This is a genomic window from Streptomyces sp. Tek67B01 (genome assembly GCF_055231995.1).
The window spans coordinates 3,429,299-3,447,374 of sequence record NZ_JBUYUY010000001.1 but is presented as its reverse complement, the minus strand read 5'-3'; the positions used below and the strand labels follow the sequence as shown (position 1 = coordinate 3,447,374).

Annotated in this window: 19 protein-coding genes; 7 read left to right on the top strand and 12 right to left on the bottom strand. The window is 70.5% G+C overall.

Going from position 1 to position 18,076, the window contains the following annotated elements:
- From ACV7NM_RS15490 to ACV7NM_RS15470, 5 genes are all read right to left on the bottom strand, one after another.
- Nucleotides 1-1,563, bottom strand: coding sequence for an SCO6880 family protein (locus ACV7NM_RS15490; protein WP_463410833.1), 1,563 nt, complete (start codon nucleotides 1,561-1,563; stop codon nucleotides 1-3).
- Complete coding sequence (locus tag ACV7NM_RS15485; protein WP_463410832.1) at nucleotides 1,560-2,894, bottom strand: hypothetical protein; 1,335 nt, start codon at nucleotides 2,892-2,894, stop codon at nucleotides 1,560-1,562. The genes ACV7NM_RS15490 and ACV7NM_RS15485 overlap by 4 nt, the downstream gene beginning before the upstream one ends.
- Nucleotides 2,884-3,714, bottom strand: coding sequence for a hypothetical protein (locus tag ACV7NM_RS15480; protein WP_463410831.1), 831 nt, complete (start codon nucleotides 3,712-3,714; stop codon nucleotides 2,884-2,886). Before ACV7NM_RS15480 ends, ACV7NM_RS15485 begins: the two co-directional genes overlap by 11 nt.
- A gap of 102 nt (nucleotides 3,715-3,816) precedes the next feature.
- Nucleotides 3,817-4,125 (bottom strand): hypothetical protein, encoded by a 309-nt coding sequence (locus ACV7NM_RS15475; RefSeq protein WP_136213834.1) that lies wholly within the window; start codon nucleotides 4,123-4,125, stop codon nucleotides 3,817-3,819.
- Nucleotides 4,126-4,470: 345 nt separating this feature from the next.
- A complete protein-coding gene (locus tag ACV7NM_RS15470) occupies nucleotides 4,471-5,286 on the bottom strand; it encodes a pentapeptide repeat-containing protein (protein WP_463410830.1) in 816 nt (271 codons plus the stop codon).
- Between the two features lie 100 nt (nucleotides 5,287-5,386).
- Between ACV7NM_RS15470 and ACV7NM_RS15465 the strand changes: the two genes are divergently transcribed.
- The 3 genes from ACV7NM_RS15465 (at nucleotide 5,387) to ACV7NM_RS15455 (ending at nucleotide 8,427) form a co-directional block, all read left to right on the top strand.
- On the top strand, nucleotides 5,387-6,175 hold the full coding sequence (locus ACV7NM_RS15465; protein ID WP_463410829.1) for a thioesterase family protein: 789 nt from the start codon (nucleotides 5,387-5,389) through the stop codon (nucleotides 6,173-6,175).
- A 354-nt stretch (nucleotides 6,176-6,529) separates the two neighbouring features.
- A complete protein-coding gene (locus ACV7NM_RS15460; RefSeq protein ID WP_463413952.1) occupies nucleotides 6,530-7,540 on the top strand; it encodes a C40 family peptidase in 1,011 nt (336 codons plus the stop codon).
- Between the two features lie 197 nt (nucleotides 7,541-7,737).
- Nucleotides 7,738-8,427, top strand: coding sequence for a phosphatase PAP2 family protein (locus tag ACV7NM_RS15455; protein ID WP_463410828.1), 690 nt, complete (start codon nucleotides 7,738-7,740; stop codon nucleotides 8,425-8,427).
- A 507-nt stretch (nucleotides 8,428-8,934) separates the two neighbouring features.
- On the opposite strand, the gene ACV7NM_RS15450 is transcribed toward ACV7NM_RS15455, so the two are convergent.
- Both ACV7NM_RS15450 and ACV7NM_RS15445 read right to left on the bottom strand, forming a co-directional pair.
- A complete protein-coding gene (locus ACV7NM_RS15450) occupies nucleotides 8,935-9,150 on the bottom strand; it encodes a hypothetical protein (protein WP_463410827.1) in 216 nt (71 codons plus the stop codon).
- A gap of 66 nt (nucleotides 9,151-9,216) precedes the next feature.
- On the bottom strand, nucleotides 9,217-9,375 hold the full coding sequence (locus ACV7NM_RS15445; RefSeq protein ID WP_463410826.1) for a hypothetical protein: 159 nt from the start codon (nucleotides 9,373-9,375) through the stop codon (nucleotides 9,217-9,219).
- Nucleotides 9,376-9,550: 175 nt separating this feature from the next.
- On the opposite strand from ACV7NM_RS15445, the gene ACV7NM_RS15440 reads away from it, so the two are divergent.
- Both ACV7NM_RS15440 and ACV7NM_RS15435 read left to right on the top strand, forming a co-directional pair.
- The gene (locus tag ACV7NM_RS15440) at nucleotides 9,551-10,384 is read left to right on the top strand and encodes an SCO4651 family lipoprotein (RefSeq protein ID WP_463410825.1); all 834 of its coding nucleotides are present in this window, start codon (nucleotides 9,551-9,553) and stop codon (nucleotides 10,382-10,384) included.
- A 141-nt stretch (nucleotides 10,385-10,525) separates the two neighbouring features.
- A complete protein-coding gene (locus ACV7NM_RS15435; protein ID WP_389663623.1) occupies nucleotides 10,526-10,678 on the top strand; it encodes a hypothetical protein in 153 nt (50 codons plus the stop codon).
- A 126-nt stretch (nucleotides 10,679-10,804) separates the two neighbouring features.
- Here the strand turns inward: ACV7NM_RS15435 and ACV7NM_RS15430 are convergent, their stop codons facing one another.
- Nucleotides 10,805-11,140 (bottom strand): metal-sensitive transcriptional regulator, encoded by a 336-nt coding sequence (locus tag ACV7NM_RS15430; protein WP_463410824.1) that lies wholly within the window; start codon nucleotides 11,138-11,140, stop codon nucleotides 10,805-10,807.
- Between the two features lie 206 nt (nucleotides 11,141-11,346).
- Here ACV7NM_RS15430 and ACV7NM_RS15425 point away from each other — a divergent pair, with 206 nt between their 5' ends.
- Both ACV7NM_RS15425 and ACV7NM_RS15420 read left to right on the top strand, forming a co-directional pair.
- A complete protein-coding gene (locus ACV7NM_RS15425) occupies nucleotides 11,347-11,967 on the top strand; it encodes a DUF47 domain-containing protein (protein WP_136213688.1) in 621 nt (206 codons plus the stop codon).
- A 5-nt stretch (nucleotides 11,968-11,972) separates the two neighbouring features.
- A complete protein-coding gene (locus ACV7NM_RS15420) occupies nucleotides 11,973-12,974 on the top strand; it encodes an anion permease (RefSeq protein ID WP_463410823.1) in 1,002 nt (333 codons plus the stop codon).
- 153 nt (nucleotides 12,975-13,127) lie between these two features.
- On the opposite strand, the gene pstB is transcribed toward ACV7NM_RS15420, so the two are convergent.
- From pstB to pstS, 4 genes are all read right to left on the bottom strand, one after another.
- Nucleotides 13,128-13,904: a phosphate ABC transporter ATP-binding protein PstB gene (gene pstB / locus ACV7NM_RS15415; protein WP_463410822.1), complete on the bottom strand. Its 777-nt coding sequence runs from the start codon at nucleotides 13,902-13,904 to the stop codon at nucleotides 13,128-13,130.
- Nucleotides 13,905-13,960: 56 nt separating this feature from the next.
- Nucleotides 13,961-15,043 carry a phosphate ABC transporter permease PstA gene (gene pstA, locus ACV7NM_RS15410; RefSeq protein WP_463410821.1) on the bottom strand — a complete coding sequence of 361 codons (1,083 nt, stop codon included), beginning with the start codon at nucleotides 15,041-15,043 and terminating at the stop codon, nucleotides 13,961-13,963.
- Nucleotides 15,043-16,032 (bottom strand): phosphate ABC transporter permease subunit PstC, encoded by a 990-nt coding sequence (pstC, locus tag ACV7NM_RS15405; RefSeq protein ID WP_463410820.1) that lies wholly within the window; start codon nucleotides 16,030-16,032, stop codon nucleotides 15,043-15,045. Before pstC ends, pstA begins: the two co-directional genes overlap by 1 nt.
- A gap of 237 nt (nucleotides 16,033-16,269) precedes the next feature.
- On the bottom strand, nucleotides 16,270-17,409 hold the full coding sequence (gene pstS, locus ACV7NM_RS15400) for a phosphate ABC transporter substrate-binding protein PstS (RefSeq protein WP_463410819.1): 1,140 nt from the start codon (nucleotides 17,407-17,409) through the stop codon (nucleotides 16,270-16,272).
- Between the last annotated feature and the right edge of the window lie 667 nt (nucleotides 17,410-18,076).

Sequence of the window (18,076 nt, the reverse complement as noted above, 5' to 3'; positions counted from 1 at the left end):
CTAGCGTCGGATGCCGGTGGCGAACGGCAAGGTGTTGACGAAGGCGCGGTGGTGCTCGCGGTCGCACCATTCGAGTTTCAGGTAGGACTTTCCGGCCGAGGCGCGGATGGTGCGCTTGTCGCGGGCGAGGGCCTCGGGTGATCGCGAGGACACCGTGATGTACCCGACGAGGTTGACTCCCGCCGCACCGCTGGCCAGATCTTCACCCCTCTGGTCGAGCCGGCCGTGGGCGGCGATGTCGCGGGGGTCGACGGTGCGGTTCATCTTGGCGGCGCGGCTGGCGTCGGCCTCGTCGTTGGTCTTCTCGGTGAGCATGCGCTCGATGGCCACTTCGGTGGGCTCCAGGTCCATGGTGACGGCGACGGTGCGGATGACGTCGGGGGTGTGGACGAGGAGGGGGGCGAGGAAGTTGACGCCGACGGGGGTCATGGGCCATTCCTTCACCCAGGCGGTGGCGTGGCACCAGGGGGCGCGGGTGGAGGACTCGCGGGTCTTGGCCTGGAGGTAGGTGGGTTCCACGGCGTCGAGTTCGGCGGGCCAGGCGTTGCGTTTGGTCATGGCCTGGATGTGGTCGATGGGGTGGTCCGGGTCGTACATGGAGTGCACGAGGGACGAGAGGCGGCCCTGGCCGAGGGGCTGGCGGACGCGGATGTCGGCTTCGGCGAGGCGGGCGCAGATGTCGGTGAGTTCGCGGGCCATGACGATGGCGAGTCCGGCGTCGCGGTCGAGTTTGCGGCCCTTGTGGGGGGTGGAGGCGCGGGCGATGGTGTGGGCCTCGGCGGCGAGTTCGCGCGTGAAGTGCATGCAGGCCACGAGGTAGGCGCGGTGCTGCTCGGAGGAGGTGGACACCATCGACTGGAGCTGGTCGTAGGAGTCGCGCAGCCAGACGGGGGCCTTGGTGTCGCCGCGCTGGGCGACGTCCTTGGCGTGGGCGTCGGGGTCGGCGGGGAGGGTGCGGGCGAGCATCTGGAGGCGGGTGACGAAGCCGTCGCCGTTGGCGACGTGCTTGAGGAGGGTGCCGAAGCGGTCGACGAGGGCTTCTTGGTCCTCGCTGTCGCGCAGGCCAACGCCGGGTCCTTCGATTTCGATGGCGGCGGTGACGGTGCGGCGGTCGGCGTGGAGGAGGACGGCGATCTCGTCGGGGCCGAAGGGGGCGGCGAGCCAGTTGATGCGGCCGATGCCGGGGGGTGGGCCGACTTCTACTTCGCGGCCGTCGGCGGCGCGGACGCCGGCTTCCATGGCGCCGGAGCGGTAGGCGGCGCCGCGGCGCAGGGTGCGCTTGTAGCTGCGGTTGATCTCGAACCACTTGTAGAAGGTGCGGCCCTTGTAGGGGACGTACACGGCGGCGAGCGCGAGCAGGGGGAAGCCGGCGAGGCTCACGATGCGCAGGGCGAGGTCGGGGACGAGCAGTCCGCTCATCATGCCGAAGAACGCGCCGACGATGATCAGGGCGATCTCGCCGGTTTCGCGGTTCTTGCCGACGATCGCGTTCGGCCGGGCTCGGCCGATGAGATACGTGCGGCGGGGCGCGACCGGGTGGAGCTGGTGGGACTGGGTCGTCAACGCCCGTCACCTCCTGTGTTCCTCGTACTCGATCCAGTGCGGGGCGCGGGTGCGGCGGAGGGGACGGTTCCGCCGCCGGACGCGCCGCCGGAGGTGGGGCGGCTGCTGTGGGCGGCCACGCCTCCGGAGATGGGGTTGGCGGGGCGGGGGGCGCCGCCGCCTTCGCCGCCGCCGGCGCGGTGGGCGCCGCGGCTGCTGTGTGTCTTGATGCCCTGGGAGACGAGGGAGGCCGGGGAACTGATGACGGCGGCCGCCTGGGCGCCGTCGGTGGCCTTGCTGCGGTTGGAGCGGGCGGAGGCGATCTCGTCGCCGAAGCCGGGGACGAAGCGGTAGATCATGGCGGAGGCGAAGATCGCCAGGAGGATGATCGCGAGGCCGGAGACGACGGCGGAGAAGGCGTCGGGGCCCTTGTCGCCGGCGAGGGCGCCGGCGAGGCCGAGGACGATGACGATGACCGGCTTCACGAGGATGACGGCGATCATGATGCCGGCCCAACGGCGTACGTGGCCCCACATGTTGCGGTCGACGAGGCCGGCGTAGACGACGGTGCCGAGGAGGGCGCCGACGTAGAGGAGGGCGGCGCGGATGACGAGCTCCAGCCACAGGACGCCGGCGGCGAGGACGGTGACGAGGGCGACGACGATCAGCATGATGGGGCCGCCGCCGATGTTGTCGCCCTTCTTGAGGGCTTCGGCGAAGGAGCCGAAGAAGACGTCGCCCTGGCCGCCGGTGGCGGTGGCGATGACTTGGGTGACGGCGTCGGTGGCGGAGACGACGGTGTAGAGGATGAGGGGGGTGAAGGCGGAGGCGAGGACGGTGAGCCAGAGGAAGCCGATGGCCTCGGACATGGCGGTGGTGAGGGGGACGCCGCGGATGGCGCGCTTGGCGACGGCGAGGAGCCACAGGACGAGGGTGAGGATGGTGCTGGCCGCGAAGACGACCGCGTACTGCTGGAGGAAGGCGGGGTTGGTGAAGTCGACGGTGGCCGTGCCCTTGATGGCTTCGCCGAGCTTGCCGATGATCCAGGCGGCGGCGTCGGCGCAGCCTTTGGCGAGGGAGGCGAGGGGGTTGATGGCGTCGGGGGTGTTGGTGGTCAGGCCGGTGTTGGGACTGCCGCTGGGGCTGCCGCCGACGCTGCGCTCGCAGGATTCCTTGAGCGGGCCGATGACCCCTTCGCACTTGCCGCTCTGGGAAGCCGACGCGCTGGGCGTGGGGGTGGGCGTCGGAGTGGGTGCGGCGTAGGCCCGGGCGGTCAGCAGGACCAGTGCGGTCTGTACGGCGGCCAGTGTTCCGGCGATGCGGAAGGGTCGGCTGCGGCGGCTACCGGGCATAGGTGAACCCTCCGAACTCCTTGACGGCCTTGCTGATGTCGTCGGACGTGGAGGCGGCTACGTCGCCGGGGACGGGGGCGGGGCCGTCCTGCTGGGTGTCGGCGGTGACCTTCCAGTCCTCGCCGGCCCAGGACAGCTCGAACGTCCAGGTCTTCCAGGTGGTGCGTACGGGGTCGGTCGACTTGGGTCCCGACATGCCGAGCAGGCCCGTGTACCAGACGGTGACCTTGGCGTTGGCGGGGGTGTAGTTCTCGACGCGGGTCCCGATGGGGACGGCGCGGGTGACGAAGGTGCTGCCCTGTGGGGGGTTGCCGTCGGCGTCGAGGCCGAGGCTCGCGAGGAAGGTCGGGGAGTACGCGGAGTCCTGGGTGCCCTTGCGGGCGGCCGCCGCCGCGGGGGTGTACAGCGCGTCCATGATCGCGTGGCGTAGGTCCCGCTTGAGCATGCCGTCCGAGCCGAGGGCGACCGTGTAGTTGGCGGCGGCGGACTGGGCGCCCTGTTCGTCGTGGGCGAAGCCCTTGGGGAGGGCGCCGGGGGTGGTGTTCACCGGGTGGGTGCCCGTGGGGGAGGTGGGGGTGGTGGTCGGGGCTTTGTCGGACGTGGGGGGTGGGGTGGTGTCCCCCGACTGGTTCGCGAACGCGATGGCGGCGATGAGGAGGACCACGACGCCGACCACCGTGATGAGGCCGCGGGAGGCGCGGGGGGCGCGACGGGGGGTGCCGTAGGGGTCGGTGGGGGCCTCGGGGAGGCGGGTGCGGGTCTGGCCCGTGCCGCCGACCTCGCCGTAGCCGCCGCCACCGTACTGGTCGTCGTTGCTCATTGCGTGTCCGCCCCCTCCGCGTCGTACGACGGTAGCGCTCGTGGCCCGGTGGCCGCGGTGTGTTGATTCGCCATCAGGTACGACGGCCGGCGGGCGGCATGGTTAGACGGCCATTCCGTAGACGATCGTGAAGAGGGTGCCCAGCGAGCCGATGATGAAGACGCCCGTGAGTCCGGCCACGATCAGGCCCTTGCCCTGTTCCGCGCTGAACGTGTCGCGCAGGGCGGTCGCGCCGATGCGCTGTTTGGCGGCGCCCCAGATGGCGATGCCGAGGCAGAGGAGGATCGCGACGGCCATGACCACCTCGACCATGACCTTCGCTTCGTTGCCGAGACTGCCGAACGGCCCCCAGTTCGGGGCGATTCCGCCGATGATGGTGGTGATGTCGCCCTTTTCGGCTGCCAGGATCATGTAACTCACCGCCCCAGTATGGGTAGTTCCGGTAGTCCCTGCCCGACGGCAGGGGTTACGCACTATCTTCGCTGATGAAACCGCCCTCGTCGTCGACTTGACGGCTCTCTTTACCCGATCTCCCGGGCCGGCCCCCGCCTCGTTGCCCTGACCTGGGCGGAGGTGGTGTGTATACGGAAGAACGTATGGTCACTCTGTGTATCACGGTGGGTGACGTCGGGCAATGATTGCCGTCCCGCCGTGCGGCGGGCCGATCGAGTGGCGGCCGTTCGGCGCAGTGGGGGCGGGTGTCGTGTGGCGGTGCGCGTTGAGGCGCCGGCCGCGGCGCGGAGGGGTGGGGCCGGCTCAGGCCCAGTGGGAGGGGCGGGTCAGGGATGTGGGGATGCGGGTGGCGGGCGAGCCGTGGGCGGCGTTGAGCTGGGGCTGGGTGAGGAAGAGGGCCTCGCGCAGGTCGGCGCCGCGGAGGTTGGCGTCGCGGAAGTCCGCGCCGATGAGGTCGGCCGTGCGCAGGTCGGCGCCGGAGAGGTCGGCGGCGATCAGGTAGGCGCCGCGCAGGTTGGCTCCGCGCAGGTCCGCGCCCGCGAGGCGGGCGCCCATCAGGTCGGCGCCGCGGTGGTTCTTCCTCTTGCGGCCGGGTGCCGTGGCGCGGACCAGTTCGCTCGTCTTCAGGAGGAGGGCGTTGATCTCCTGGCGCAGGGAGCCGACATCGAACGGGGCCAGGGTGTCGGCGTCCGCCCGGGTCGCCTCGGTGGTCGTGGCGAGCGCCGCGCGCAGGTCCTCGTGGATCGGGGCCGCCGCGGGGAGGGTGAGGGCTTCGGTGAGGTAGTGGAGCAGCTCGTGCAGTTGCCGCATCACGGGGAAGACCTCGAACATCTGCCGCGCGGTGCCGGGGTGGGTGCGCCAGTCGCGGCCGCCGAAGGTGACCTGGGAGACCTGCTGGCCGGCGCCGAAGCAGTCGAAGACCGTGCACCCCTGGAAGCCCTTGTCGCGCAAGCCGGTGTGGATGCCGCAGCGGAAGTCCCGCTTGAGGTTCGCGCAGGGGGTCCCGGCGGCCTTGTCTACGGCGAAGTCGGTGGACTTGGCGAAGGGGAGGGCGACGCAGCACAGCGCGAAGCAGTTGGCGCAGTCGGCGTGCAGAGCGGGGGCGGGGTTGGTCGACACCCGTCCATTGTCGCCCGTCGCGGATGCCGGCGGCCCTGGCCCCCGCTCGTGTGCGGTGAGGGGGTGGTGCCCGGGGTTACCACTGGGTAGCGTGCGGGGCATGGGTGCTGTTGAAGGGTTCTTCGAGCGGGTCGACGCGGGGCGCTTCCTGGCCACCGCCTACACGCGCGGGCCGTGGGACGAGCGCTCCCAGCACGCGGGGCCGCCGGCCGCGCTGCTCGGGCGGGCCGTCGAGGAGCGGGCCGGCGCACGCGCGGACATGCGGATCGCGCGGATCACGTACGAGATCCTGCGGCCGGTGCCGATCGGCGAGCTGGAGATCACCACCAGCGTGCTGCGCGCAGGCCGCGGTACCGAGGTGGTGGAGGCCGCCCTCGCTCCGACGGGGGCCGCGCCGGTGATGCTCGCGCGGGCACTGCGCATCCGGGTCGATCGGGAAACGGTGCCGGCGGTGGCGCCGGGGCCGGAGCTGCCTTCGCCGGGCGAGGTGGCGGAAACGCCCTTCGAGCTGCCGTGGGAGACCGGTTACCACACGGCCATGGAGACCCGTTTCGCCGCCGGGGCGTTCGCCGAGCCGGGCCCGGGCACCTGCTGGATGCGCATGAGGGTGCCGCTGATCGTGGGGGAGGAGGCCCGCCCGCTGGACCGGGTGCTGATCGCCGCCGACTCGGGCAACGGCATCAGCGCGGTGCTGGACTTCGGCCGGTACGTGTTCGTCAACGGCGACCTCACCGTGCATTTGCACCGCCACCCGGTGGGTGAGTGGACGTGCGTGGAAGCCCGTACGAGCGTGGACGCGGCCGGGATCGGCCTCGCCGACGCGCGACTGCACGACGAGAAGGGGCCCATCGGGCGGGGCGCGCAGAGCCTGTTCGTCGCGCCGAGGTAGGGGTAGGGGTGGCCGGGTAGGGGTGGCCGGGTAAGGGTGCCGCCGGGTGGAGGGACGCACCGGCGGGGACGCGGAAGGCCATGCCCCGTTCCGGGCGCGGGCCGAGGCGTGCGCCGGTTTCGGACGATTTCGCCGAGCACTTGGCCGAGAGGGCCCGTAAGGCTTTTCCGTTTGTCGACGACCCCGGAGACTGGAGGGTGGTGTTCTCCGGCGTCGGGGACGGTCCGAACCGGTACGGGGGCGTCGCCTGTTCCGGCTTCCGGGTGGGTTAGTCGGGTTGTCGGCGCGGGAGACGGGAATGACCCGTCAGAATGGCGCGGGGTGGGGGAGGGTTGACGGGTGCGCAGATTCTGGATGGTAGGCGGGATCGGAATCGCAGTGGCCCTGAGCTTCCTCGTGCTGCTCGTCGTGGGGACGTACTCCGCGGCGGCGGGCCTGGTGGGCGCGGGTGCGGGCGGCAGGGCGTTGGGGCTCGCGAAGGGCGCCGTACCGGGGAAGTACCAGTCGCTGGTGCAGAAATGGGGCACCTTGTGCCCGGCGATCAGCCCGGCGCTGTTGGCCGCCCAGTTGTACTCGGAGAGCGGCTGGAACCCCAATGCCGTCAGTCCGGCGGACGCGCGGGGGATCGCGCAGTTCATCCCGGGGACGTGGGCCGGGCACGGGGTGGACGGCGACGGTGACGGTGACCGCGACATCTGGGACCCCAACGACGCCATCCCTTCGGCGGCTTCGTACGACTGTGAGCTCGCCAAGGACGTGGCGGGGGTGGGCGGTGACGCGACCGGGAACATGCTCGCGGCGTACAACGCGGGCTCGTACGCGGTCATCAAGTACGGCGGGGTGCCGCCGTACAAGGAAACGCAGGGGTACGTAAAGACGATTACCACCCTGGCCAAGAGCTTCGAGCGGCCGCTCGGCCGGGTCTCGCCCTCGCAACAGGCCGCCGGGGCGTTGTACTTCGCGCAGAAGCAGCTGGGGACCCCGTATCTGTGGGGCGGCAACGGAACGCCCGACCAGGACGGGCGGTTCGACTGCTCGGGGTTGACCAAGGCGGCGTACGAGTCGGTGGGTGTGGAGCTGCCGCGCGTCGCGAACGACCAGTACAACGCCGGGCCGCATCCTTCGCGGCAGGAATTGCTCCCCGGTGATCTGGTCTTCTTCTCCGACGATCTGACGAACTCTCGGGACATTCGGCACGTCGGCATCTACGTGGGCGGGGGCTACATGATCAACGCTCCCTACACGGGTGCGGTGATTCGTTTCGACAAGATCGACACCCCCGACTACTTCGGTGCGACCAGGGTCACGAAGGACGGCGCGGAAGCTCTTCCGGAGCGCACGGCGGCCCCCGCGCAAGCCTTGTGACGGAGCGTTAAGCATGGGCCCTGAGCTGCGATGATCAGTCACTCTTGGATAACGTTGGAGTGATCATCCCGTGGAGAGTGGAACGTACGTGCCACCACGGGCGTTCCATGGGCACAGGAGCTGATCGGCGGGGGTTGACGGAGCGTGCGCCGGGTGCGTCCGCACGGACCTAGGCAAGGGCAAGGGACCGCATCACCATGGCTGGACTCACGACCGGTGGGCCGAATGTGGATGTAAGCCTGCTGTACGAGATCAACGGCCTGGCCCGGCGCGCGCCGGACTGGATCGACCGCGCGGTGAGCGTCATCGGCGACTACGGGATTCCGCTGGCGCTGGTCCTGCTCGTGCTGTGGTGTTGGCGCGGGGTGCGGGGGCAGGACGAGGCGAGCGCGGGCGAGTCGTTCGCCGCGCTGGTGTGGGCGCCGCTGGCGGCCGGGATCGCACTGCTGGTGAACGTGCCGCTGCGCGGGCTCGTGGGGCGGCCGCGCCCGTATCTCCAGCACGAGGGGCTGGAAGTGGTGGGCGGCGGGGCGGGGCACGGGTTCGACGGGTCGGGGTTCTCGTTCGTCAGCGATCACGCGACGCTGGCGATGGCGCTCGGTGTGGGGATCTTCGTCGCGAACCGGCGGCTCGGGCTGATCGGGGTCGGGCTGGCGCTGCTGGAAGGGCTGTGCCGGGTGTACATGGGCGTGCACTACCCGACGGACGTGGTGGGCGGGCTGGCGTTGGGTACGGCGGTGGTGTTGGTGCCGGCGCCGTTGGCGATGGCGGTGTTGGGGCCGGTGGTGCGGGTGATGCGGGGGCAGGGGCGGGGGGCCGTTGTGGCGCGGCCGGTGTTGGGTGCCGGGGTTGAGGCGGGGGCCGGGGAGAAGGACCTCGCGGCGTAGGCCCTGGCCGGGCGGTTGGGGGTGCGGGTGCCGGTGCGGGTGCGGGTCGCCGGTGTGCGGCGCGGGCGGTGGGTTGGGTGCGGCGGCGTTGCGCGGAGCGGCCCCGGCTGCGCCGGGCTTTCCGGGGCTCCGCCCCGGGCCCCGCGCCTCAAACGCCGGCGGGGCTGCATTTGGCCTGCGGCTTTAGGGCCGGCGGGGGTGGGTTTGGCCTGCGGCTTGAGCGCCGGCGGGGGTGGGTTTGGCCGGTGTGGGCTGGACGGGCCGCCGGGGGGTGGCGTGGGTTGGGTGCGGCGGCGTTGCGCGGAGCGGCCCCGGCTGCGCCGGGCTTTCCGGGGCTCCGCCCCGGGCCCGTGCCTCAAACGCCGGCGGGGCTGGATTTGCCAGGGCCCCGTGCCTCAAACGCCGGTGCGGCTGAACCGCCCCCCCCCGCGCCTCAAACGGCGGCGGGGCTGGGTTTGGCCCGCGGGGCGGGTGGTCCGGTGGGGTTGGGGGGCCGGTGGGGTTGGGTCAGTCGTCGTTCGGGTCGTCGCGGCGGTAGCGGGAGCGGAGCCAGAGGCCCGTGGCCACCGCCGCGGCCGTCGTGAGGCCGATGGCCAAGGCCACGTCGGCCGGGCCGTCGGCGGAGCCCGCCGGGCGGGCCCAGGCCGCGGCCGGGGTGAGGGCGACGAGCGACACGGCCCAGACGAGCGCCGCGAGTCGGGGTCCCCGTCGAGGTCGTGGCATGAGTCAAGGGCACCCGGTGGCGGGCGACCCGGCCAGCCGGGCCGTCCGAACGGGCGATGCGCCCGGCTACCCCGCCGAGTGCCGGGTGGCGTCCCTGCGGGCCAGGTCTCTGGAGCGGCGGGCCGGGCCGGTCCAGCCGCAGGTGCAGACGGCCAGGCAGAACGCCCCGCGTTCGGCGGTGCTGGTGGTGTGTGCGGGCTCACCCGGGTCACGGGGCAGCGGCACAGCGGTAAGCGGAGGTAACACGCTCGCTTGGGTGTGCGTATCCACGCCACCACGGTACCCGGAGCGGCCCTGCCCCGGAACCGCCGCCGCCCGTGACGGGAAACCCCCGACCTCGTTAAACGGAACGGGTGGGGCCTCGGGCAAACAGCGGGCACGCGTTGGGGGTTGGCAGGCGATGGTGGTGCACCAGCACAGGCGGCGACGAGGGCGTGCGGGTGGGGCGGTGCTTGCCGTCGGCGTCGCGGTGACCGTGGCCCTGGCGAGCGGCTGCGGCGGCCCGGCGAGCGGCGACGACCGGCCCCCGCAGGACCCGGCCGCGGTGGTCCGCGGCGCCGCCGACGCGCTCATCGGCGCGGGCAGCGCGCAGGCCCGTACGGCGATGGAGATGGCGACCGGCGGAACCCGGGTCACCATCCGCGGCGAGGGCGGCGTCGACTTCAAGAGCCGGATGGGCCAGCTCCTGGTGATGCTCCCGGCCGATGTGACCGGCAAGGCGGAGCACAGACCCATCACCGAGCTCCTCGTTCCCGGCGCGCTCTACATGAAGAACCGCGGCGCGGGCGTCCCCGCCGACAAGTGGGTCCGTGTGGACACGACGACCCTCGCGGACGGGAACCTGGTCACGGGCGGCGCCACCGACCCGTTGGCCGCCGCCGAACTGCTGCGGGGTGCGCAGCAGGTCACGTACGTCGGCGAGACCGACCTGGCGGGTACCAAGGTGCGGCACTACCAGGGCACCACCGACATCGGGCGGGCCGCGCGGAGCGCCTCGCCGGGGGTCAGGGGAGCGCTGGAGGCGGCGGCGAAAGGGTTCAGCAAGGACACGGTCCCCTTCGACGCGTACCTGGACATGGAGGGGCGGCTGCGCAAGGTCCGGCACCGGTTCAGCTACGTCAACAATGGCGTGATCGATGTGGCGTCGACCACGCTGCTGTACGGCTTCGGGACTCCGGTGACCGTCACATTGCCGCCAAGCGGGGACATTTACGCCGGAAAGATCGCCGGATAGTCGGGCTTCGCGTCTGGGACCCCGCGATCGGGCCATGGCCCGGTATCCGGAAATGGTCCATCCGTGTCATGCGCACCGCGAGGTGCGCTCCCTACGCTGGGAAGCCGGGCGGCAAGAGACCGGCAGAGAGAGGTGACACGCGTGACTCCCGTGTGCGGTACGACGGTGCAGGACCACGTGGCGCTCGCCGAGATCGAGTTGTGCGGTGAACTGATCATCGCGGCCTCGGCGGCTGCCGAGGACCGGCTGAGCCAGGACCGCATCGACGAAGTGCTGATGGGCATCGCGCCCTGAGCCTCGGAAACCGGGCGGGGACGTGGTCGTGGGACGGCCGCGGCGGCGGTCGGCCGCCGGGCCCGGGGCTGGTGTCCTGGCTGGGTGTCGGGGGTGGGTGCTCGTGCGCGGGGTTCTCGGGGGCGCTCAGGTCCGAAGGAGCCGGGCGATCGCCTTCGTCGCTTCCTCGACCTTGGCGTCGATCTCGGTCCCGCCCTTGACGGCGGCGTCCGCGACGCAATGCCGCAGGTGTTCCTCCAGCAGCTGGAGCGCGAAGGACTGGAGCGCCTTCGTGCTCGCCGAGACCTGCGTGAGTATGTCGATGCAGTAGACGTCCTCGTCGACCAGGCGCTGGAGACCGCGGATCTGGCCCTCGATCCGGCGCAGCCGCTTGAGGTGCTCGTCCTTCTGGTGGTGGTAGCCGTGGACGGGCGCCGCGGCGGCCCCGCCGGCTCCGGGGCCTTCCGCCTCGATGGTCGTCATGCGTCCTCCCGTGGTCCGGACGAGGGATGTATACCTGGGATGTATACCCCTCATGGGTATAGGGTACTGGGCCGCGCCCGAGGGGGCGGGGGTCCGTGCTCCCCACTCTGCCTGATGGAGGACACTGGGGAACCGCCGGTTAGCCGTGACCGGGGGATGCGCCTAGCATCAGCCTGACCGAATCCAATGCACCCCGAGGACCCCACGTGCGATTTCGTCTGACCCCCAGGGAGACGAGCTTCTACGACATGTTCGCCGCATCCGCGGACAACATCGTCACGGGCTCGAAACTCCTGATGGAACTGCTCGGAGCGGACACCGCCGCCCGGGCCGAGATCGCGGAGCGGATGCGGGCTGCGGAGCACGCGGGGGACGACGCCACCCACGCGATCTTCCACCAGCTGAACTCCTCCTTCATCACGCCGTTCGACCGCGAGGACATCTACAGTCTGGCGTCCTGTCTCGACGACATCATGGACTTCATGGAAGAGGCGGTCGACCTGGTCGTCCTCTACAACGTGGAGGAACTGCCCAAGGGCGTCGAGCAGCAGATCGAGGTACTGGCGCGGGCGGCCGAGCTGACCGCCGAGGCCATGCCGCACCTGCGGACCATGACCAACCTGACCGAGTACTGGATCGAGGTCAACCGCCTCGAGAACCAGGCCGACCAGATCCACCGCAAGCTGCTCGCCCAGCTCTTCAACGGCAAGTACGACGCCATCGAGGTGCTGAAGCTCAAGCAGATCGTCGACGTGCTGGAAGAGGCCGCCGACGCGTTCGAGCACGTCGCGAACACGGTGGAGACCATCGCGGTCAAGGAGTCCTGAACCTCGTGGACACCTTCGCGCTGATCGTGACCATCGGTGTCGCGCTCGGCTTCACGTACACCAACGGCTTCCACGACTCGGCGAACGCCATCGCGACCTCGGTCTCGACGCGGGCGCTGACTCCGCGTGCCGCTCTCGCCATGGCCGCCGTGATGAACCTGGCCGGTGCCTTCCTCGGCAGCGGCGTGGCCAAGACGGTCAGCAAGGGACTGATCGAGACGCCGCAGGGCAACCGCGGCATGTGGATCCTGTTCTCCGCGCTGGTCGGGGCGATCGTCTGGAACCTGGTCACCTGGTACTTCGGCCTGCCGTCCTCCTCCTCCCACGCCCTCTTCGGCGGCATGGTGGGAGCGGCGCTCGCGGGCGGGATCGGCGTCATCTGGAGCGGGGTGCTGGACAAGGTCGTCATCCCGATGTTCCTGTCGCCCGTCGTCGGCCTCATCGTGGGCTACCTGGTGATGGTCGCGATCATGTGGATGTTCCGTCGGTCCAACCCGCACAAGGCCAAGCGCGGCTTCCGGATCGCACAGACCGTCTCGGCCGCCGCCATGGCCCTCGGCCATGGTCTGCAGGACGCGCAGAAGACCATGGGCGTCGTGGTCATGGCGCTGGTCATCGCCGATGTGGAGTCGGCCAACGATCCGATCCCGGTGTGGGTCAAGTTCGCGTGCGCCCTGATGCTGTCGCTCGGTACGTACGCGGGTGGCTGGCGCATCATGCGCACGCTCGGCCGCAAGATCATCGAGCTGGACCCGCCGCAGGGCTTCGCCGCCGAGACGACCGGCGCGTCGATCATGTACACGGCTTCCTACCTGTACCAGGCGCCCATCTCCACCACGCACGTGATCACCTCGGCGATCATGGGTGTGGGCGCGACCAAGCGGGTCAACGCGGTCCGCTGGGGCGTCGCCAAGAACATCATCCTCGGCTGGTTCATCACCATGCCGGCGGCGGCCATGGTCGCCGCGCTGTGCTTCTGGATCGTGGACCTGGCCTTCGTCGGCTGACGCCCGGTACGAAAGCGGTCGTACGAAGCGACGTAGGACGACGGTACGAAAGCGGGCCGGCTCCACCCACCCAGGGGGAGCCGGCCCTTCGCCTTGCGGTGGCACCGCCATGCAGCACCGCAGGACGTTCAGTACATCCGCGGGGGTCGGGGCTTAGCCGAAGCGGCCCGAGATGTAGTCCTCGGTGGCCTGGACGGACGGGTTGGAGAAGATCCGGTCCGTGTCGTCGATCTCGACGAGCTTGCCGGGCCGGCCGACCGCGGCGAGGTTGAAGAAGGCGGTGCGGTCCGAGACGCGGGCCGCCTGCTGCATGTTGTGCGTCACGATGACGATCGTGAAGCGCTCCTTGAGCTCGCCGATCAGGTCCTCGATGGCGAGGGTGGAGATCGGGTCGAGCGCGGAGCACGGCTCGTCCATCAGCAGGACCTGGGGCTCGACCGCGATGGCGCGGGCGATGCACAGGCGCTGCTGCTGGCCGCCGGAGAGGCCGGAGCCGGGCTTGTTCAGGCGGTCCTTGACCTCGTTCCAGAGGTTGGCGCCCTGGAGGGACCGCTCCACGATTCCCGCCAGCTCGGACTTCTTGTAGCTGCCGTTCAGGCGCAGGCCCGCGGCCACGTTGTCGAAGATCGACATGGTGGGGAAGGGGTTCGGGCGCTGGAACACCATGCCGACGGTGCGGCGGACGGCGACCGGGTCGACGCCCGGGCCGTACAGGTTCTCGTCGTCCAGCAGGACCTTGCCCTCCACGCGGCCGCCGGGGGTGACCTCGTGCATGCGGTTGAGGGTGCGCAGGAAGGTGGACTTGCCGCAGCCGGAGGGGCCGATGAAGGCGGTCACGGAGCGCGGCTCCACGGTCATCGAGATGTCGTCGATGGCCTTGTGGTTGCCGTAGAAGGCGGAGAGGCCGCTGACGTCGATTCGCTTGGCCATGAGGGGGTCACTTCTCTTTCATGCGGTCACACGCGGCGGAGCCGCATAGTCGATACCTAGCGGCCGGTCTTCGGGGCTTTCCAGCGCGCGATGCCGCGAGCCACCAGGTTCAAGATCATGACGAAGGCGATCAGGACGAGGGCAGCGGCCCACGCCCGGTCGTAGGAGGCTTCACTGCCGACCTTGTACTGCTCCCAGATGTACAGGGGGAGCGAGGACTGGGCACCTTCGAAGGGGTTGCCGTTGATCAGCTGCGTACCGAAGACCAGCAGCATGATCGGCGCGGTTTCGCCGGCGATGCGGGCGACGGCGAGCGTCACGCCGGTGGCGATGCCGCCGATGGCGGTGGGGAGCACGACCTTGAGGATCATGCGCCACTTCGGTACGCCGAGGGCGAGGGCGGCCTCGCGCAGCTCGTTCGGGACGAGCTTGAGCATCTCCTCGGTGGAGCGGACCACGACGGGCATCATCAGGATCGACAGGGCCATCGAACCGGCGAAGCCGGAGGGGCCGAAGCCGAGCATCAGGTTCCAGGTCGTGAGGATGAACAGGCCCGCGACGATGGAGGGGATGCCGGTCATGACGTCGACGAAGAAGGTCACGGCCTTGGCGAGCGAACCCCGGCCGTACTCGACCAGGTAGACGGCGGTCAGCAGGCCGACGGGCGCGGCGATCGCGGTGGCCAAGGCGACCTGCTCGATGGTGCCGAGCAGCGCGTGGTAGACGCCGCCGCCCTTCTCGAAGCTGGTGATGCCGTTCATCGAGTGGCTGAGGAAGTCGCCGTCGAGGGCGTTCATGCCGCGGCTGACGGTGGTCCAGATCAGCGAGAGCAGCGGGATGACCGCGAGGAGGAAGCAGACCCAGACGACGGAGGTCGCGACCCGGTCCTTGGCCTGGCGACGGTTCTCGACGATCGAGCTGGCGAGGTAGGTGACGGCGACGAAGAGCAGGGCGGCGAGCAGCCCCCACTGGATCTTGCTCTGGAGGCCGAAGGCGGCGCCGATGCCGCAGCCGAGGGCGACCGAGAGGGCGGCGATGCCGGCCGGGGCCCAGCGGGGCAGACCGCCGCGGGTCAGCCGGGAGGGGGCGGCGGACTTGGGGGCCCGGGCGGGCCGCTGGTCCTGGATCGTGTGGCTCATCAGGCGTTCGCCCCCGAGTACTCCTTGCGGCGGGCGATGATCACGCGTGCTCCACCGTTGACCAGCAGGGTGAGGAGGAAGAGGACCAGACCGGAGGCGATCAGCGCGTCCCGGCCGAACTCGTTGGCCTCGTCGAACTTCGCGGCGATGTTCTGCGCGAAGGTCCCGCCGCCCGGGTTCAGGATGTGGCCGGAGATCAGGAAGCTCGGGGAGAGGACGGTGGCCACGGCCATGGTCTCGCCGAGCGCGCGGCCGAGGCCGAGCATCGAGGCGGAGATGACGCCGGAGCGCCCGAAGGGCAGCACCGACATGCGGATGACCTCCCAGCGGGTCGCGCCGAGGGCCAGGGCGGCCTCCTCGTTCATGCGCGGGACCTGGAGGAAGACCTCGCGGCTGACGCTGGTCACGATCGGGAGGATCATGATCGCGAGCAGGATGCCCACGGTGAAGAGCGAGCGGGCGACGCCGACCTGGGTCTTGTCGAACACGTAGGTCCAGCCCATGTACTCGTCGAGCCACATGTTGAGACCGCCGAGGTACGGGACGAGGAAGAGGGCGCCCCAGATGCCGTAGATGATCGACGGCACGGCGGCCAGCAGGTCGACCACGTAGGCGAGGGGCGTCGCCAGCTTGCGCGGCGCGTAGTGCGAGATGAACAGGGCGATGCCGACGGCGATCGGAACCGCGATGGCCATCGCGATGATCGAGCTGACGACCGTGCCGAAGAGCAGGACGGCTATGCCGAAGACGGGCGGGTTGGCCGACGCGTTCCAGTCGAAGGTGGTGAGGAAGTTGCCCTCGTTCTTCGACAGCGCGATCGAGGCGCGGTAGGTGAGGAAGACGGCTATCGACGCCATGATCACCAGGAGCAGGATGCCGGAACCCTTGGAGAGCCCGGCGAAGATCTTGTCACCGGCGCGGCCGGTGGATCCTGCGCTCGTGGAGACCGGCGGAGCCGTGTCGAGCGGGGTGGGTGTGGTGGAAGCCATGGTCTTTCCGGTCTGGACGGGGGCGGGCCCCCTGGCGGCGGTGCACCGGATTCTCCCCGGACCTCGTCCGGGGTCCCCTCCAGGGAGGGGAGGGGCCTCGGGGCGCGGTGTCCGGTCCGGACGGGGACCGGACACCGCACCCAGGGGCTCACGTGTTCAGCGGCTCAGGTGTTCGGCGACTCACGTGTGCGCTGCTCGCGCGTACGGCGACCCGCCTGGGCGAGTCGCGCGTCGCGATCAGGACAGGGACTTGACGACTTCGCGGACCTTGGTGTTGATCTCGGCCGGGATCGGCGCGTAGCCGTTCTCGAACAGGACCTTCTGACCGGCGTCCGAGGCGGTGTAGTTCAGGAAGGACTTCACGGTGGGCAGGGTCTCCGCCTTGTTGCCCTTGTCGCAGACGACCTCGTACGTGACCAGGACGATCGGGTAAGCACCGTCGGCCTTGGTCGTGTAGTCGAGCTTAAGCGCCAGGTCGGAGCCGGTCCCGGCGATCTTGGCGGCGGCGATGGCCTTGGAGGCGCTCTCGGCGGACGCCTTCACCGGGGCGGCGGCACCGGTGTTGATGTCGACGGTCTTGATGTTCTGCGAGGCGGCGTAGGAGAGCTCGAAGTAGCCGATCGCGCCGTCGACGGCCTTCACCTGCGAGGCGACACCCGAAGAGTTGGAGGCGCCCTGGCCGCCCGGAGCCGGCCACTTCTTGGAAGGCTCGTAGGTCCACGCGTCGGGGGCGGTGGCCTTGAGGTACTTGCCGAGGTTCTCGGTGGTGCCGGAGTCCTCGGAGCGGTGGAAGGCCTGGATGGCGGTGGAGGGAAGCGTCACGCCCGGGTTCAGCTTCTTGATCGCCTCGTCGTCCCACTTCTTGATCTTGTCGTTGAAGATCGAGGCGAGGGTCGGGGCGTCGAGGTTCAGCTTGTCCACGCCGGCGACGTTGAAGCCGATGGCGATGGGGCCGCCGACCATGGGCAGGTTGATGCCCTGGCCACCGGTGCAGACCTTCTTCGAGTCCTCGACCTGCTCGGGCTTCAGCGCGGAGTCCGAACCGGCGAAGCCGATGGTGCCCTGGTTGAAGGCGACGATGCCCTCACCGGAGGAGGACGACTTGTAGTTCACCTCGACGCCGGAGCAGGCGGACATGTAGGCCTTGACCCACAGGTCCACGGCGTTCTTCTGGGCGGAGGAGCCGGAGGCGAGCAGCTTGCCCTTGGCGTCGTCGCACTTGATGTCGCCGGCGGCGGGCGCGGAGGCCTTGCCGCTCGCCGAGGAGTCGGCCTTGGTGTTGTCGTCCGAGCCGCACGCCGTGAGGACCAGGGCGCCGGACACGACGAGTGCCCCGAGGGCGGAGGCACGAAGCATGCTCTTGCGCTGAAGCTTCACTTTCGGGTGTTCCTTCCAGAAGCCGCCGGCCGCTTTCTGCATCGGGGCGGCGTGCGAAGAGGACTACAGGTGGGTCGGTGCGGGCCGGGGTCGGCTCGAACTCGGGCCGGGGCTTCGGCTCGCACCTTGCGGTACTGAAATTAGGCAGAACAGGTGAAGCGGTCGACGGGGGTTGGTTAACGGGGGGTGAACCATGGCGGACGGGCTGGTGTGGGTGGCGCGTTTGTAGTTGGACGTAACGGGACGTTACCCGCACGTTATGCCGTCGTGACCTTGTCCTGGCCGTTGGGGTGGGGTGGTGGTGGCCGGAAATCGCCCCCGGGCCTCTGCGCCTCAAACGCCGCGGGGCCGGCTTTGGCGGGCCGGGGTGGCGAAGGCGGTTTCCGTGACCGGGTGCGGCGCCGGTGCGCTGGGCGCCTTGGGTGCGCCGGGCTTTTCGGGGCGGGCCCGGGCCTGCGCCCCGCGAACGCCGGTGGGGGCTGGGGTGGGCGGTGGTCCGGGGGTCGGGTGCGGCGCCGTTGCCGGGGGCCGGTCCCCGGGCCCCGCGCCTCAAACGCCGGTGGGGCCGGGACGGCGAAGGTGGCTTGCGCGACCGGGTGCGGTGCGGTGCGGCTGCGCTGGGCGGGCCTGGCTGCGCCGGGTTTTTCGGGGCGCAGGGCCCGGGCCT

Coding starts and splice junctions, on each gene's coding strand:
- ACV7NM_RS15485 (WP_463410832.1), bottom strand. CDS start 2,894: ATGCCCGGTAGCCGCCGCAGCCGACCCTTCCGCATCGCCGGAACACTG.
- ACV7NM_RS15480 (WP_463410831.1), bottom strand. CDS start 3,714: ATGAGCAACGACGACCAGTACGGTGGCGGCGGCTACGGCGAGGTCGGC.
- ACV7NM_RS15475 (WP_136213834.1), bottom strand. CDS start 4,125: ATGATCCTGGCAGCCGAAAAGGGCGACATCACCACCATCATCGGCGGA.
- ACV7NM_RS15465 (WP_463410829.1), top strand. CDS start 5,387: ATGGGTGCTGTTGAAGGGTTCTTCGAGCGGGTCGACGCGGGGCGCTTC.
- ACV7NM_RS15460 (WP_463413952.1), top strand. CDS start 6,530: ATGGTAGGCGGGATCGGAATCGCAGTGGCCCTGAGCTTCCTCGTGCTG.
- ACV7NM_RS15455 (WP_463410828.1), top strand. CDS start 7,738: ATGGCTGGACTCACGACCGGTGGGCCGAATGTGGATGTAAGCCTGCTG.
- ACV7NM_RS15450 (WP_463410827.1), bottom strand. CDS start 9,150: ATGCCACGACCTCGACGGGGACCCCGACTCGCGGCGCTCGTCTGGGCC.
- ACV7NM_RS15440 (WP_463410825.1), top strand. CDS start 9,551: ATGGTGGTGCACCAGCACAGGCGGCGACGAGGGCGTGCGGGTGGGGCG.
- ACV7NM_RS15430 (WP_463410824.1), bottom strand. CDS start 11,140: ATGACGACCATCGAGGCGGAAGGCCCCGGAGCCGGCGGGGCCGCCGCG.
- pstB (WP_463410822.1), bottom strand. CDS start 13,904: ATGGCCAAGCGAATCGACGTCAGCGGCCTCTCCGCCTTCTACGGCAAC.
- pstA (WP_463410821.1), bottom strand. CDS start 15,043: ATGAGCCACACGATCCAGGACCAGCGGCCCGCCCGGGCCCCCAAGTCC.
- pstC (WP_463410820.1), bottom strand. CDS start 16,032: ATGGCTTCCACCACACCCACCCCGCTCGACACGGCTCCGCCGGTCTCC.